At 46.0% G+C, this 13,334-nt stretch carries 16 protein-coding genes; all 16 read right to left on the reverse strand.

Going from position 1 to position 13,334, the window contains the following annotated elements; all coding sequences use genetic code 11:
- Positions 1-475: 475 nt before the first annotated feature.
- Positions 476-1,414, reverse strand: a complete 939-nt coding sequence (locus tag ACR1R9_RS21025) for a glycoside hydrolase family 25 protein (protein WP_433922816.1) — start codon at positions 1,412-1,414, stop codon at positions 476-478.
- Positions 1,415-1,591: 177 nt separating this feature from the next.
- The gene (locus ACR1R9_RS21030; protein ID WP_433922815.1) at positions 1,592-1,786 is read right to left on the reverse strand and encodes a hypothetical protein; all 195 of its coding nucleotides are present in this window, start codon (positions 1,784-1,786) and stop codon (positions 1,592-1,594) included.
- A gap of 74 nt (positions 1,787-1,860) precedes the next feature.
- Positions 1,861-2,355, reverse strand: a complete 495-nt coding sequence (locus ACR1R9_RS21035; RefSeq protein ID WP_433923672.1) for a phage holin family protein — start codon at positions 2,353-2,355, stop codon at positions 1,861-1,863.
- A 294-nt stretch (positions 2,356-2,649) separates the two neighbouring features.
- Entirely contained in the window at positions 2,650-2,793 is a 144-nt protein-coding gene (locus tag ACR1R9_RS21040) for an XkdX family protein (RefSeq protein WP_433922814.1), read from the reverse strand.
- The gene (locus ACR1R9_RS21045; protein ID WP_433922813.1) at positions 2,786-3,361 is read right to left on the reverse strand and encodes a hypothetical protein; all 576 of its coding nucleotides are present in this window, start codon (positions 3,359-3,361) and stop codon (positions 2,786-2,788) included. Before ACR1R9_RS21045 ends, ACR1R9_RS21040 begins: the two co-directional genes overlap by 8 nt.
- Positions 3,362-3,373: 12 nt before the next feature.
- The gene (locus ACR1R9_RS21050; RefSeq protein WP_433922812.1) at positions 3,374-5,998 is read right to left on the reverse strand and encodes a hypothetical protein; all 2,625 of its coding nucleotides are present in this window, start codon (positions 5,996-5,998) and stop codon (positions 3,374-3,376) included.
- A gap of 1 nt (position 5,999) precedes the next feature.
- Positions 6,000-6,545 carry a putative phage tail protein gene (locus tag ACR1R9_RS21055; RefSeq protein ID WP_433922811.1) on the reverse strand — a complete coding sequence of 182 codons (546 nt, stop codon included), beginning with the start codon at positions 6,543-6,545 and terminating at the stop codon, positions 6,000-6,002.
- Positions 6,542-7,600 (reverse strand): baseplate J/gp47 family protein, encoded by a 1,059-nt coding sequence (locus ACR1R9_RS21060; RefSeq protein ID WP_433922810.1) that lies wholly within the window; start codon positions 7,598-7,600, stop codon positions 6,542-6,544. Before ACR1R9_RS21060 ends, ACR1R9_RS21055 begins: the two co-directional genes overlap by 4 nt.
- Positions 7,593-8,006 (reverse strand): DUF2634 domain-containing protein, encoded by a 414-nt coding sequence (locus ACR1R9_RS21065; protein ID WP_433922809.1) that lies wholly within the window; start codon positions 8,004-8,006, stop codon positions 7,593-7,595. The genes ACR1R9_RS21060 and ACR1R9_RS21065 overlap by 8 nt, the downstream gene beginning before the upstream one ends.
- Entirely contained in the window at positions 8,003-8,260 is a 258-nt protein-coding gene (locus ACR1R9_RS21070; RefSeq protein WP_175383663.1) for a DUF2577 family protein, read from the reverse strand. The genes ACR1R9_RS21065 and ACR1R9_RS21070 overlap by 4 nt, the downstream gene beginning before the upstream one ends.
- 6 nt (positions 8,261-8,266) lie before the next feature.
- Positions 8,267-9,277 (reverse strand): XkdQ/YqbQ family protein, encoded by a 1,011-nt coding sequence (locus tag ACR1R9_RS21075; RefSeq protein WP_433922808.1) that lies wholly within the window; start codon positions 9,275-9,277, stop codon positions 8,267-8,269.
- A 13-nt stretch (positions 9,278-9,290) separates the two neighbouring features.
- On the reverse strand, positions 9,291-9,986 hold the full coding sequence (locus ACR1R9_RS21080; protein ID WP_433922807.1) for a LysM peptidoglycan-binding domain-containing protein: 696 nt from the start codon (positions 9,984-9,986) through the stop codon (positions 9,291-9,293).
- Positions 9,987-12,080, reverse strand: a complete 2,094-nt coding sequence (locus tag ACR1R9_RS21085) for a hypothetical protein (protein ID WP_433922806.1) — start codon at positions 12,078-12,080, stop codon at positions 9,987-9,989.
- A gap of 22 nt (positions 12,081-12,102) precedes the next feature.
- The gene (locus ACR1R9_RS21090) at positions 12,103-12,255 is read right to left on the reverse strand and encodes a hypothetical protein (protein ID WP_433948897.1); all 153 of its coding nucleotides are present in this window, start codon (positions 12,253-12,255) and stop codon (positions 12,103-12,105) included.
- Positions 12,256-12,281: 26 nt separating this feature from the next.
- On the reverse strand, positions 12,282-12,704 hold the full coding sequence (locus ACR1R9_RS21095) for a phage tail assembly chaperone (protein ID WP_433922804.1): 423 nt from the start codon (positions 12,702-12,704) through the stop codon (positions 12,282-12,284).
- Between the two features lie 171 nt (positions 12,705-12,875).
- Positions 12,876-13,334 carry a phage tail tube protein gene (locus ACR1R9_RS21100; RefSeq protein WP_017690162.1) on the reverse strand — a complete coding sequence of 153 codons (459 nt, stop codon included), beginning with the start codon at positions 13,332-13,334 and terminating at the stop codon, positions 12,876-12,878.

Here is a 13,334-nt window from a genome sequence, read left to right on the forward strand (position 1 = left end):
GGAGTTTGGCTTAAAATTTGACTGGGAGTTAAACGTCATGGCTAAAGTGTAATTGGCAAGTGTCTAATGATGGCCATTAGCTGAAACAGAAAGTTGGTAAACAGTACAATTTAGTGGTTTCTCAAGCAGGTTGGACAGGTTGGATTGTTTCAATACGTTGTGAAATTGATCTAGAGATGTTGGATTTTACAACAGGGAGACATTACAATAACTTTTGATGTTAAAGTCTTGTCATGATGAGGAGGATTGTGTAAATAAACAGTGGTGAAAATCGATTTCGTGTAACTTACTTTACATCACATTCATCAATTAGACAAGAGATTTACGGACATAAGTCTTCAACTTTATTATATATGTTAATATCACTTACATAAAACACAAAAAAGGAACACCTTTCGACAAAAAGCGTCGTGTGTCCCTTGTTGTGCTCCCTCTTTTAAAACCATGAACAACTTATATTCTAAGTTAGGTCAGGTTATTTTTTGAATAAACCTCTGCGGTACATGACCGTGATAAAACGGTAAAAATCATAACTCGCCCCACCATCGATGGTGAACAACGGATTTTTGGTGTCATATGCCAGTGCTGCGTCTACGGCAGCTTTTGCCCAGACTGGAACTTCCATCTGCTGGCGCGACTGCAGTTTATCCACTTGGGATTTCAGCGCATCAAACGCTGCTTTCTCTTCGGCTGTCATCGGTTCGCCCCCTTTCGGTGGTTCGGTTGGATTGGTGGGATTGGTTGGTTCGGATGGCTCTGGCGGCTTTGGTGTTGCTGTTGCATATCTTGCTTTCAATTCCGCTGCCGATCCTTGGAACTCGTTCATATCCACATTGCCGCTAATCCCGTTCACCTTGCCCGAGTCCGTATACTGCCAGAACGTCCAACGTTTCCAGGCAGGCTGGTCATCCGGTACACGGGTGTTGCTGTAACGTGCGATCCACAGATCGTATGAGCTGAGTGTTGTATCAAAATTGCCGGCAAATGAATTGCCCGTGTATATGATCGGTTTCACACCCGTGAGACGTTGCAATTCCGTTAAAAAAGCCTTAGCTACCGTGTTGATCTGTGCTTTGCTCAGGTTACCCGGATTGTTCTCGTAGTCCATGACAGGAGGTAATTGCAGCGCCTTGGCGCCTCCTACTTTTTGCAGTGTATTGGCATAATGTGCCGCTTCTACCTTGGCACCATCGGTAGTCGTTGCGCGAAAAAAGTGGTACGTTCCGACCAGCATGCCTGCCGCCAGTGCGCCGGTTACGTTTTTTTGAAAATTTGGATCGGTATACGTCTGCCCTTCGGTCGCCTTGATGAACACAAACGTCATACCACTTGCCTTCACTTTGGCCCAATCGATTGTGCCCTGATACCGGGAGACGTCAATGCCCTGCGTGTTGCCCGAGCTTCTCGTTTGCATGTTTCTCACACCCTTTATGCGGCAAATTGCCGTTTGTATATAGTTAATGCTTGGGGGTCAGGGGTTGCTTGTGTGCGTGTCCTGATTGTTGGTAAAAGGTAAGTTCGGATGGCTATGGTGTATGTCCCATATGGCTATATAAGGGCTTCATATTCTATGTCGACTGTTGGTAGACTACTAGGTATCCATTAACTCACTAAGGAAAAGATACCGAGTCGGTACGTGACCGTTCCAGATACGGATCGTTCTTCCGATCGCTGTTGTCTCTAAATCTTCTTGATTGATTTTCTTAAAGGTTAGAAATTCAGAGACAAAGGCGACCGCTACCGCTTCTTCAGAATCGATTCCGTCTCCTTCAGTACTTGTAGCCAATGGATCAGACTATCGATTCAAATATTTTCTCTCCCTCTCTTAATAAAGGGCACATTTGAATGAATGAATGTTCTTTACTTCGTTTCATCTCTGGTCTGTTTGTCGATATCCTTATCATCTGACTGTACAAAAGATTCTCTGGAATCAGGAGTATACTTGTCGGTAATCCTCCCGTCTCCTCCCTTACCCTTGAGCACTTCAATCGCCTGCCGGATCGCAGGTGGAATTGGTGCTCCCAGTTTGCCTCCATTTTCAATAATGGACAATAACTCATTTGCGATATAAAAAAAGGCGACCGCATCCCTGAACAAATGTCCGTCTCCCAGAACACCGTCCACCAGATGAGCCACCGATACCATTGCAAAAATAAATACCTTTCGTGCGATGCCGAACATGCCGACATTGCTTTCTAGCTTGCCGGTCATTCCTGCCGCCGCGATGCCGGTTAGGTAATCAAGGATGACGAATACGAGTAGTACGCCAAGTACGCCGGACCAGCCTCCGAAAAAGTAGGTTGCTGAGCTGGTTAATAGAGCAAGGAGCCATTTCCATAGGGTGTCCTGTTGCATGGTTTCACCTCCTCCAGATTTCTTCATTTTCCGATATTTAAATTTATCAGTATCAATAATGATCTGATCAACAGGATTAAACACATCATCGAATTCGATATACTCCACATGAGAGCGTTGAAGCTTCAGCACCCAACTACGCTTCGCGGACAATTCAGAGGACATAGACATCTCCATTGCCCAGCTCATACTCGCAATCACGTTTTGTATACATCTTTGCGCCACCGGATATGCCTCGACATATCAATGATATTTACTCCACCTCATTGAACAAAGCAAACACCTCCCATCAGATTAAGACTCGTAATTCTGGGATGTGATCAGTTCGAACTCATCTGGAGTGATGACTCCAAATGAAACGTATTGCCTAAGATGTCGTTCCTTTGCCCATTTCTTTTCGTAATAATACTGCAGTCTTTCAAAATCAGATTTAAACATTTGTAGCTTCTCCCTTCGGTTGTTCAATGTTCAACAAACGTAGCTCAATGCCAACGATCTGCGCGCCCAAAGCTTCATTTTGTGCCTTCAGGTCTACGTTCTCCAACTCTCTCATTACAATCTTCTGACCCAAAATTTCGTATTGTTGCTTCAGTTCCAACACTTCCAGTTTGCTTTTAACCAATTGCTCCCCGATCTTGTCCATTTCGGGAGTCACCGCAGGCTGTGGCTCGGTCAGCTCGTCAATCTCTTCCTGACTCAACCCCTCAGTCCATAGGTCAGGAAAAGTTCCCTGCGGTCCTGCTTGCACTGCGTCCTGGTATGTTTCCCAATCAGCCAGATTGAAACGGGGATGAAACAGCCCAGCAGGAACCGGCACGCCGACCAGATACCCGGCAATCTCATGTTCTATCTCTTCCTCAAGCATTGTAAGCTGCTCGATCTGATCAGGGTCAAATACCTTAGGTTCAGGCTCTGTATAAAAAGGGACGACACCACTAAAGGCATCGCCCACCAACTCGTCCTCCATATAGAATCCGTCTGTATTCACTTTAGGTACGGCTTTCATATAATCACTCCTTTATTGTTCGGCTAAGAATGACAGTCCAATAAACATAAGTCCGTTGTAAAACGTAGGGGTTCCAGTCGTTCCTAATTGAATAGTCCCGCCATTAAGAACGTCAATAAGCCCGATAGCGACCGTGGTACCGTTAGATGAATATGAGACACACGATACTGTTAACGCCGGACGATATCCTGCCGGAAGGTTACATAAAGCTGTACCTGATGTGACCACACCCGACCTTATCACGCCTTCCAAATGAACAACACCTTGCGAATCTTTGTAATACCTTAATGTCGGTCTAGCTGTAGAATGGCGCACCCACGAATTTAGTAGTGTTGGCGTAATCCAGACAGGAGCGGGAACATCCTTCTCAGCCTTTTTGTTCTCCACAACACTAAGACGTGCATTCGCTTGTTGAACGTCCTGTACCAAATCCGTAAGTAGCGCCTTTTCATTGTCTGGTACTGATCCGACAAATGCGACTACCGGAGACGAATCCAGCATTAGGTATGTGACGCTGTAGGCAGCAGAGGGATCGTAATTAATAGCGTCTAGGCGGGCTTTTTGGTTCCCGTACTGGTTATTACCAGAATAAATTATTGCTTTATAATCTCGCACATTATTTCTGTAAACGCCCAACACTTTATCAACCCTAAATTTTAAAGTAGATCCGTAATACGTATCATTAAAATAATAAGTGTTGGTAACATAACCAGGTTTATTCGATTCACGCAACACAATCCCCGTTCCCACTTCCACCTGATTATTGCCTTCGATTAACGTCAATTGTCCTTCTGACGTGATTGGCTCGACACTCGGCGTAGCAAGCTGGTATACGAGTTGGTATGACGTGTAGTTTGGCGCTTGAGTTGTAGGCAAAACTGCCGTTCCATCTGCTAAAGTGTTGCCGTCAGATGCTACCCTCGCCCAATACTTCGTTCCTGTCCCATTGTATGGCGTAATACCGTTCTTTCCACTTCCTCCGGTCCCAGAGAGGTACATAATCCATCCCATGAAATACGCCTTAATCTCGTCAGCTGTTGGTGTGTATGAGTCTCCCCATCCGCTATCAGCGTTGGATATCGTAACATACAAACCTGTGTCAGTTGAGACGTCAAAAACGTCCGCGGCTGTACTTGAGGTACCATTCATTAGCAAATTACCGTCATATTTAACCGCGTAGTTCCCCCATCGCATCAAACTTGTTTGCCCTGGTGCAAACGCATCGATAGCGACTCTTTTAAATCCTGTGTAATTCGTACTGAATCGCCACAATAAAAGTCCATCGAGTGTCACACTTTTCCACTTCGCCAGCTTGAAATATTGTCCGTCCTTCTCGAACAGTTGGTCAGCATTCGCCCCTGTTACTGGATCAGCGTATAGATCTGTTTGCAATGCGAGCATAGCGTCTTCACGCGGCACAAACGGTTTGGATTCGGTTCCGACAACGAGCATCGGGTTATCCACAACCATAATTCCCGTTAAACTACCGGATATAAGCGTTAGTCGGAGATACTTCGTCCCTGATCCGCTTGGAACAGTGAAGGTAATCGCCTCCCTGACTACGCCCAATGAGTTCATGGTAATCTTACTCTTATCATCAGCAAAACCAATTACTTGAAAGTTATCTCCGTTTACTAACCCCGGCGTCAATGTGTAAGTCTCCCCTTCGACCACTGGAACCCAATATCTTACAACGTTTACACTCGATCCTGTTAACGGAAAGGATAATGAGTATGGGGCTGTTAAATTTACGCCAGTTGCAATCTCGGCTTCATAAAACGGAGGCAACAAATTCTCTCCATAACGAATCGCATACGGATTTCGCACGGGTTGAACGCTATCAACGTAAGGATAACTAGAAGCAATCATTTCATTGCTCATTCTGGTAATATCGTTAAACTGCACGGAGTCAATTTCATATAATCGGATCGAATCGAAAGCAATGTTCCCTTTTAGGTTCATTACTACACAATAAATACCGGTGGCTAACTCCGTTCCATCGGCTTGAAAAGAAACAAAACTTAATGATTTTGCTATAGAACTAACTCTGCTTCCTTCATGATAACTACCGTCTCCTTTACGAACAGCAATAAATGCTGCCATACCGACGTTACTTGTGCTTAAATCTGCAATTCCAATATAGTATTTGCCCGCTGCCAATTTAGTAGGAATCATAAAAGACCTTGAGGTCCCTGTATTTTCCGAATCCCATGTTGCTCTAATTCCAGCACCCCCTTCCGTACGATCTGTAGTTGAGGTTACAAAACTGGTTGGTGAAGCAGAACCATATATCAAACTAAATGGAGCAGTACTCTCACAACCTCCAGCACGCCCCAACAAATTCACGAGTGTCCGGCCCTTCAATCCCTCCAACTTAAACGCCGACGCACAATCAGCATTAACAATCCGCAACCCTGACTCCAACGTAACGGATCTACGCTTCTCCGTGTCCAACCGTTCTTGAATACTGCTCACCTTTGCCGCGTTTTCCTCAGCCTTTTCTTCGACTTGCCCCACACCTTCATCAACCTTCTCCCAGTTCAGATCCAGATACTTATTCAGATCAAAATAGGTTGTCGATGGCGAGGTACGGTCAATCTTATTCAACCCAAGATTCGGTGTTTTCGGTTCATTCATTTTAAGCTCCACCTCCTAAAAATTTATCCTGTCGTGTCTGTTCACTCTCATCCAGCGTCATGTTCTCAACTTCCGAGATCGTCAAATACCGCAGACGGTACTCCACGGTCATATGTGCTGGTTTAATATCCTCAATCGCTGCCTTCAGATCATCCAGATTGGGCAGCAAGCCCCATGTGTCGATGAAACGAATTCGGATCAAGTATTCCTTAGGCGACACGGATACATCAATCCCGCCACTTTCGTAGGCCTGCGCCACGTTTTTGAGCATGGAGCCAGATATTTTGCCGCTGCCGCGCATCTTGGAGATGATTACGGATCTCCGCTGATCATCCGGCTTGGCTTGATTCGTCTGAATCTGCAAATCCCGCTCATAACGTTCCAATGCCCAGGTCGCAGACTCCGGGTAGAATTGATCCAGCACACTTTCCAAACCCACCGTAAGGTTGTCCAGCTCAACACCTTCGGTTTCCGTGAGAAGCTGCATCTCCACCACATTTTCATACAACGGGGGCAAAAGAGACATTAATACCTCTGCTTTGCTCATGTCACCTTCACCGTCCCGAGAACGGCGACTGCACCAGGTGCAATCTCCAGGTTGGACATACCACCATTCACCAGCAGATCGCTGTAATCAATCACAGGCGGAATATCCAGAATGACATTGGCAATACGCGTCCAGCGAACAAGCGGATCGGCAAACGCCAATTCTTTCAGATAAGCAGTAACCCCCGCTTCAATCAGCGTTTTTACACCGTCGTACGTTGAGCCTGATGCAAGCGTGACCTGCACCTCGACATGAATGGACACTTCTTCTGCTCCGACCACCGTGACCACGGGACCAATTGGGGCAGCGCCTTCGCCCATCCCATCCTGCGTGGGATCGATATATTTCTGCACTGCCTCAATCACCGCCTCAGCGGGTGCGTGCATTTCGTTGTTCAGCAGTGCCACTTTTACCGTGCCCGGACCGTCCCATAGTGGAAAAGCCTTCGCTTTCCCAACGCCCGAGTTTTCACGCGCCCACAGTTCATACTGATATTTGTTGGCACTCGTAACCGGACGGGAAACTTTATCCTGATATCGGTCGTACAAGGCCTGATCGGTTTCCTCGTCTTCGCCAGGAACCAACAAATTTGTCAATTCAGCTGTGGTAAGGCCCGCAATATAATCGATGGGCAGCAGTGCCCCCGTATATTCATTTCCTTCCGCTCCCGCGACCTCACATTCCAACACATATTGCCCTGCCGCGATGCGTTCCACAACAACATACACCCGATCCCCCGTGGAAAAACGACTATCCAAAGGAACCTCAACAGGCTTACCTTCGTTATCCCGAAAACTCCCAACCCAACGTGCCTTCGTGGCCGCTTTCCGACTAATACCAGACCAAGCCACCGCGCGATCCAGATACTCTCCGGAAGCTGTATCTGCAAACTTCAGATTGGCGTTCACATCCAGCTCGATATACATCTGAGCCATTTCCACTGCCGCTGGCGCAAGCGCATCATAGATAATGCTGCCTTCACGTATATCCACACCATCTGGTACCCTATCCAGCATTCGGTTTAAAATAACTTCAAACGTCTGCTCTTCATACATCCATGTTCACCTCCGTCTCCTCCCTGAAGCTGCCAAAATCCGTTTCCACGGTAAAAGAAACACGTACCCCGTCAGCCTCGTGGACAAAATCGAACTCGGTTACATCCGAAATGCGATCATCTGGAAGCAATGCTTCGCGAATCCAGCGTTCCAGTTCCGATTCAACCATGGATCTCCCGGCCATTCCTTCCCAGGACCATTCCATACCATAATCCGAAGAATAGATTAGATGCTCGTAGCGGCGTGTGGACAACGCTTTATACACCGCCTGTTTTACCGCATCTTTTCCATCCAGTTGCAGTCTTCCAATTCGCTGTCCTGAAGCTTGAAACACATACGTCAAACTTGGAAGCACAGCAGCCTCTTCCTGATCTTCTGTACTAATCTGCGCACCCTGTGGAATCATGGATTCACCAGCCGATCCAGCACAACAAAGCTGTCTCCGCCTTGAACACGTAACAACAAAACATGGTCACCCACGGTCCAAGCTTTGTTCACTACGGATTCCGGCAGTACCAGAAAAGGTTCAGCCAATGCCAGCCGTTGTTCAACGGTGATCTCCAGAGGCTGGGTGTTTGTCACGCTTCCGTACATTACCTGAACGGGAGACTTGGCATCTACAGCGGCCACCGCCGCCTTTTTAATCACGTCCAGCATCATTTATCGTTACACCACCTTCAAATCCAGCGACATCGTATGCACGCCCCCCTGTACCTTATGCGTACATTCGTCTACCAGAAAATATTGATTAATCTTCAGTTCATCGATCTGGATGTTGACAAAACTGCCTGCCCTCACCTTGAAATCACCAAGCGCATCCACTTTCAACGTCTGCGTCTCGCGATTACGGAGGGTCATCAGGGTTTTCAGCATGTCATCAATCTGACCTTCGTTCAGGCCATCATCGGCTTTTTGGTACAAAAAAAGCAGCCCCCATTGACGGATGCTGCCTGAATCCTGATGCACAAATGTTTCTCTTTTGCCCGTATCCTTGTTGTCCCGATACAGCTTGATCTTGTTATACGTCTGGTCGTCAATCGACCGCGTATAGCTGTAATCCGTGAGCAGACTGTTATCCCCTATGACAAATCCATAAGGCATCTCTTCCACATCCCGAAGCACCAGCTTGCCGAAATCATCGTAGAAAATGTAGTTTTTGCCACCATAGATCAGCGTTCGATCCAACGCCTCACAAATCATGTCGATCAGCTTTTTGTTATCAAACAACATACGAGGAATGACATATGTCGGTTGAATCAGCTCGCCCACCTTCAACCGAAAGTCGGTAGCAATTCGTTTAATTACATCTGTAGCGGTCGCGTTCACGAACTTGTACGTCTGATTTGCGGTCAGATAGCGGGTCTGGTCGTAGGCTTTGATTTTGACACTTTCGTCCTTGCCGCTGTCCACCGAAAAGATATATCCGTAAAATATGCCTACCTCGTTGCTGGTATATTTCACGACATATCCATTCTCATATGTGAATTTCGTATTCTGGTACAGACTGCCCTTGATCAACGTGAATTCCAGAGAGGAAGGCTTGCCGATACGGGAGGTTTTGTACGTAATGTCGCCGGCAATCTCGCTAATGTCCCAGATGTTGCCCTGCTTGTCATCGAGCCATAACCGCTCTTTCATGTTTCCCTGCTTATCGTCCAAACTTATCTGCTGCTGCATGTTCCCTCTCCTTTCACGGAAGCTTGATCACAAGTCCAATCGGCAGCTTCTTCAGTTGTGCATCTTTGATGCCATTTAGCTTTTGCAGCTCTTTCCAGCGAGATCCATCTCCCAGGCTGGCTTTAGCTACAGACCACAAGGAGTCTCCAGCTTTAAGTGTGACGGTCTTGGCCTGGATTTTTTCATTGGGCCGGGAGGCTTTGGTTTTTGTTTTTGAAGCAGCAGTATCCTTACTGTCCTTGAGTGGCACTACTTTTTTGGCGGCATAAAAAATGAACTGCTTCAGCTTGATATCATACTGGATATCGCCCACCGTACCCGCTTTCTCCTTCCAGTCGAAGCTCTCAATGGAAACAGCCATATTAATCGTGTATCGGGCACTGGAAAAGAACAGCCTGACGGGTCTGCCCGTCTGCATCCAGCGGATAATCTTTTTCACATATTCATAGGGATCACGGTAAAACTGCTTCTGTACTGCCGGATGGCTTGCATCGTAATTCAGATGATACGGACTGTAGTCCGCCGGAAAAATCCCGCTGAAGCTGACTTCACGCAGCTTGGGCAACTTGATCACGTTAATCTCACCCAAAGCGCTCACGTTAAATGTGTTGCCATCCCCTGCATCCGAAAACTCGATACTTTCCGGTGTCACAGGGAAAAACATGTATTCAGAGCGGTTGTTGAAGCTAAGCTGAATATAATATTCCATTTAACCGTACACCCCCTGGGCGCTGGAGACGATCTGACTGTTCAATCCATCGGTGATTTTGCTGATAATGCTGTCGACATCGTGTCCGCTGTTGATATCACCGGTCGTGACCTGAACGGTTGGTGTCAAACTGACAAATCGCTGAATAGCCTGCATCTCAGCAAGCTCACGCATCAGTTTCAAATCTTCACTGGTTACATCCACTGTGCCATCCACGTCTCCGATTTTGTCCACCTGCCCAATATTGTTGATTTTGTTGATGTTACTCATATTGTTGTTGGGAACGACCGTGGGAGCGGGTGCTGTTGGCATCGATGGCATGGAAGGTGTGTTGGGAGTAGAGCCGCCGAAATTCCCGGGTAATTTAACAGAACTGTTGGAAAATATACCTTTTGTGGTATCGACCAAATCCTGCCCCTTACCGAAACCTGCATCGTATGCATCTTTATAATCCGCTGAAGCGTCCATTCTCCATAAGTTAACAACATCTTTCTGGCTCTCAGGGACACTCGCTTCAAGATCACTCATCAAACCCTGTATCTTACCGCTCATCGAATGAATGTTAGCGTCCGTTACTATTTCAATACCGCCCCAATTGGTACCGAAAATCTTATTAAGATAGGGTATTAATTTGTTTATACCTTCGATCATCCAGTTGATTTGATCTTTGAAACCGCCTGCAAAATCCTCAATTCCCTTTGTAATGTTGAACAGAATTTGTAGTACAATGAGTCCCATGTCAACAAACAACTTTTGGAATGCATAGGCTGGATCTCTGAATACATTAATGACAAATTCAGCCCAAGACATGAAATAATTCAGAATGGATGCAAAAATTGATTTCATATGCTCGTAAACCATATAAAAGTAACCTATAATCGCTCCCACCATATCCCCAGCTGTAACGCCACATAATTGCAAAATAAAGATGAGTCCTGCAATGGCGCCAATTACAAGCAAGATAGGCCAGTTAGCTACCAACCATGCCGCTGCCAGTGAATACACCTGAGCAATTACAACTCCGAGCGTAATAATGATATTAGCTAGTAGCACTAAAGCAATGGCAGTTAATATAGGTCCGATGATAGCCCAGTTTTCCTGTACAGCTGTAGCAAAATTAATGAATCCTTCCACAATAAAAGCTACAACTTGAGCAATAATTGCAAATGCTCCACCAATCCATTCAATAAAAGCACTGAACTGTCCTGAGCTTATCGCCTCGTTTAACCGGTCAAGCACTGGAGATAAAACTTCCAACGCTCTTGTCCCGATTTCAGACAGTATTCCATTGAACTGATTGACGAGAGCCGTCCATTTTTGCAATGGAGAATCCAGCATCGTATTAAAGGCTTCTTGTGTGTAACCTTGCATTTCAAGAACCGTCTGCAAACCTTGTATAAAACCGTCAAGGTCTTTAGTCTGTATAAATTCACCCAATCCCGCCCCGGTCAATGCACTTTCTGGGATGTTAAATTGACTAGCCATATCAGTATTTTTTCCATTCATGGCACTAACAATAGCCTTGGATGCATCTGACAGACTCTTGTTATCCGGAGACAACATACTCAATCGATGAGTCATTTCATTTAACTGATCTACCTGCCCTGTATTCTGTGCCAACGGTAAGAAGCCTAGAGAAGCTTTAAGCGAATCTTTGAAATCTTGGCCGCTCTTGGAGGCTTGATCTCTAAACTTATTATAGATACCCTCCCCGAGCACAGGGTCTTCAGCGGCAACCATATAACGATACTTGAAGTCTTCTTCTTCAGCAGCCGCTTTTAACACGACACACCCAGTCGATTTTAACATTTGCAGCCACTTGGAGAGTTTGTTCAGATTATCACCCAAAGCATCGCTTGTATCATCAACCGTATCCTCAAGCTTTTCCATCAAGTTAATGGTCACATTCATTTGCTGATTTATTTGATTAAAGTGGTTAGATATATTCGTCTGATTAAACTGATTCAAATTAATTCGGTTAATCTGATTGAAATTATTTAAAATTTCGGTTGTTCTCACCTGGACCAGATTCAAATTGTTGATCAGATTATTTATGGATGGAGGATTGATAACATCGATCCTTGCATCGGACATTCATTTCTCCCTCCTTTCCCTTTTATTTTTTCCGGGCGCGGCTCTTGGACCGCTCTTTCTTCTCTTCCTCTACCCGAATGGAGATCATGGCATATATGGCCGCTCGTTCGCGTGCGGAGAAGGCCATCAGATCATGCGGGAGGATGTTCAATTCATGGAGAGAGTAATAAGCCAAATTGGCTTCGGAATCGCCCTCTTTAATTAGTTTTTTACGTCATCCACCAGTTCGTTCATGTCCTGATTGAAGCCGTTCAGCTTTTGTACCTGTTCACCGAGTGAAGCAAATTCCCCAGGCAACAGCATTTTCCGCAAAAGCGATTCCGCCCCCATCACACCATACGAGCGCTGAAGTTCTGCATTTTTCAGATCGGGATAGACCACGCTGGCACTCATCAGGCGAGCCATATAATCATTCGCATCGATATCGGGTGTGTATACACCGTTCTTGCCCTTGATTTTGCGAGTAGCTGCCTTGCGGCATTCCTGGTTCTCGTCTTCGGTCATGCTGCGCAGTTTCCAGGCAACCGGCTCACCTTTTTCATCCTTAAAACGGGAAGATACGATAAATTCCTCCGTTGTATCGGTTGCTGCATTTTGGGCAAAAAACATACTCAATCCACTCATGTATTGTTCCTCCTCTAAAGTTAGGCTCCCCGCCGCAAAAAGCGGCGAAGAGCAGAAATTTTGACACGCCAAATAGCCCGTAACACAGGCAAGTTGAACAGGTTTCTTTTACAAACCCGCTGCTAAGTTAAACTCTTTATAAATCTCAATCATTATGCTTTCTACGTTACATTACTTCGGCAGATTGAACGATACAGGCATATCGACATCTTCAAAGGTAAAGCTCACTTCTTCCTCCAATGCCTCAGCCTCGGTATCCAGAGATGCCATGATTACACTGTCGAGATTGACGCCTTTGAGGGTCACGGTCTGTTTGCCAATCGTAGAGGAAGGATCTTCGTTGGTCACCTCAATGTCGAAGTACGTGTCCACACCATTCTGCATGTACTGGAGCATCAGTTCGCGGAAACGGGAAGTGGTATAAAAGATCGTCATAGAACCTGAGCCAGACCAACCAGTTGCTTTGTGCTGTACACCGCGTCGTCCCAAAGTTTTGACCTCTGCTTTTTGCTTTTCCACGGTTGCTTCAAGTGTCTTAACATAGAACATTTCTTCCGTTTGTCCGTTAATCGTTGCGTATGCGCGGCCTTCCTGGCCGGAGATCGTGTCGCTTGCTTTCAAAAATGCCAT

This window comes from Paenibacillus taichungensis (assembly GCF_050994985.1).
Taxonomy (GTDB): domain Bacteria; phylum Bacillota; class Bacilli; order Paenibacillales; family Paenibacillaceae; genus Paenibacillus; species Paenibacillus taichungensis.

Coding starts and splice junctions, on each gene's coding strand:
- ACR1R9_RS21035 (WP_433923672.1), bottom strand. CDS start 2,355: ATGCAACAGGACACCCTATGGAAATGGCTCCTTGCTCTATTAACCAGC.
- ACR1R9_RS21080 (WP_433922807.1), bottom strand. CDS start 9,986: ATGGAATATTATATTCAGCTTAGCTTCAACAACCGCTCTGAATACATG.
- ACR1R9_RS21100 (WP_017690162.1), bottom strand. CDS start 13,334: ATGGCATTTTTGAAAGCAAGCGACACGATCTCCGGCCAGGAAGGCCGC.
- ACR1R9_RS21025 (WP_433922816.1), bottom strand. CDS start 1,414: ATGCAAACGAGAAGCTCGGGCAACACGCAGGGCATTGACGTCTCCCGG.
- ACR1R9_RS21095 (WP_433922804.1), bottom strand. CDS start 12,704: ATGAGTGGATTGAGTATGTTTTTTGCCCAAAATGCAGCAACCGATACA.
- ACR1R9_RS21055 (WP_433922811.1), bottom strand. CDS start 6,545: ATGAGCAAAGCAGAGGTATTAATGTCTCTTTTGCCCCCGTTGTATGAA.
- ACR1R9_RS21075 (WP_433922808.1), bottom strand. CDS start 9,277: ATGCAGCAGCAGATAAGTTTGGACGATAAGCAGGGAAACATGAAAGAG.
- ACR1R9_RS21040 (WP_433922814.1), bottom strand. CDS start 2,793: ATGTTTAAATCTGATTTTGAAAGACTGCAGTATTATTACGAAAAGAAA.
- ACR1R9_RS21070 (WP_175383663.1), bottom strand. CDS start 8,260: ATGATGCTGGACGTGATTAAAAAGGCGGCGGTGGCCGCTGTAGATGCC.
- ACR1R9_RS21045 (WP_433922813.1), bottom strand. CDS start 3,361: ATGAAAGCCGTACCTAAAGTGAATACAGACGGATTCTATATGGAGGAC.
- ACR1R9_RS21050 (WP_433922812.1), bottom strand. CDS start 5,998: ATGAATGAACCGAAAACACCGAATCTTGGGTTGAATAAGATTGACCGT.
- ACR1R9_RS21060 (WP_433922810.1), bottom strand. CDS start 7,600: ATGTATGAAGAGCAGACGTTTGAAGTTATTTTAAACCGAATGCTGGAT.
- ACR1R9_RS21065 (WP_433922809.1), bottom strand. CDS start 8,006: ATGATTCCACAGGGTGCGCAGATTAGTACAGAAGATCAGGAAGAGGCT.
- ACR1R9_RS21085 (WP_433922806.1), bottom strand. CDS start 12,080: ATGTCCGATGCAAGGATCGATGTTATCAATCCTCCATCCATAAATAAT.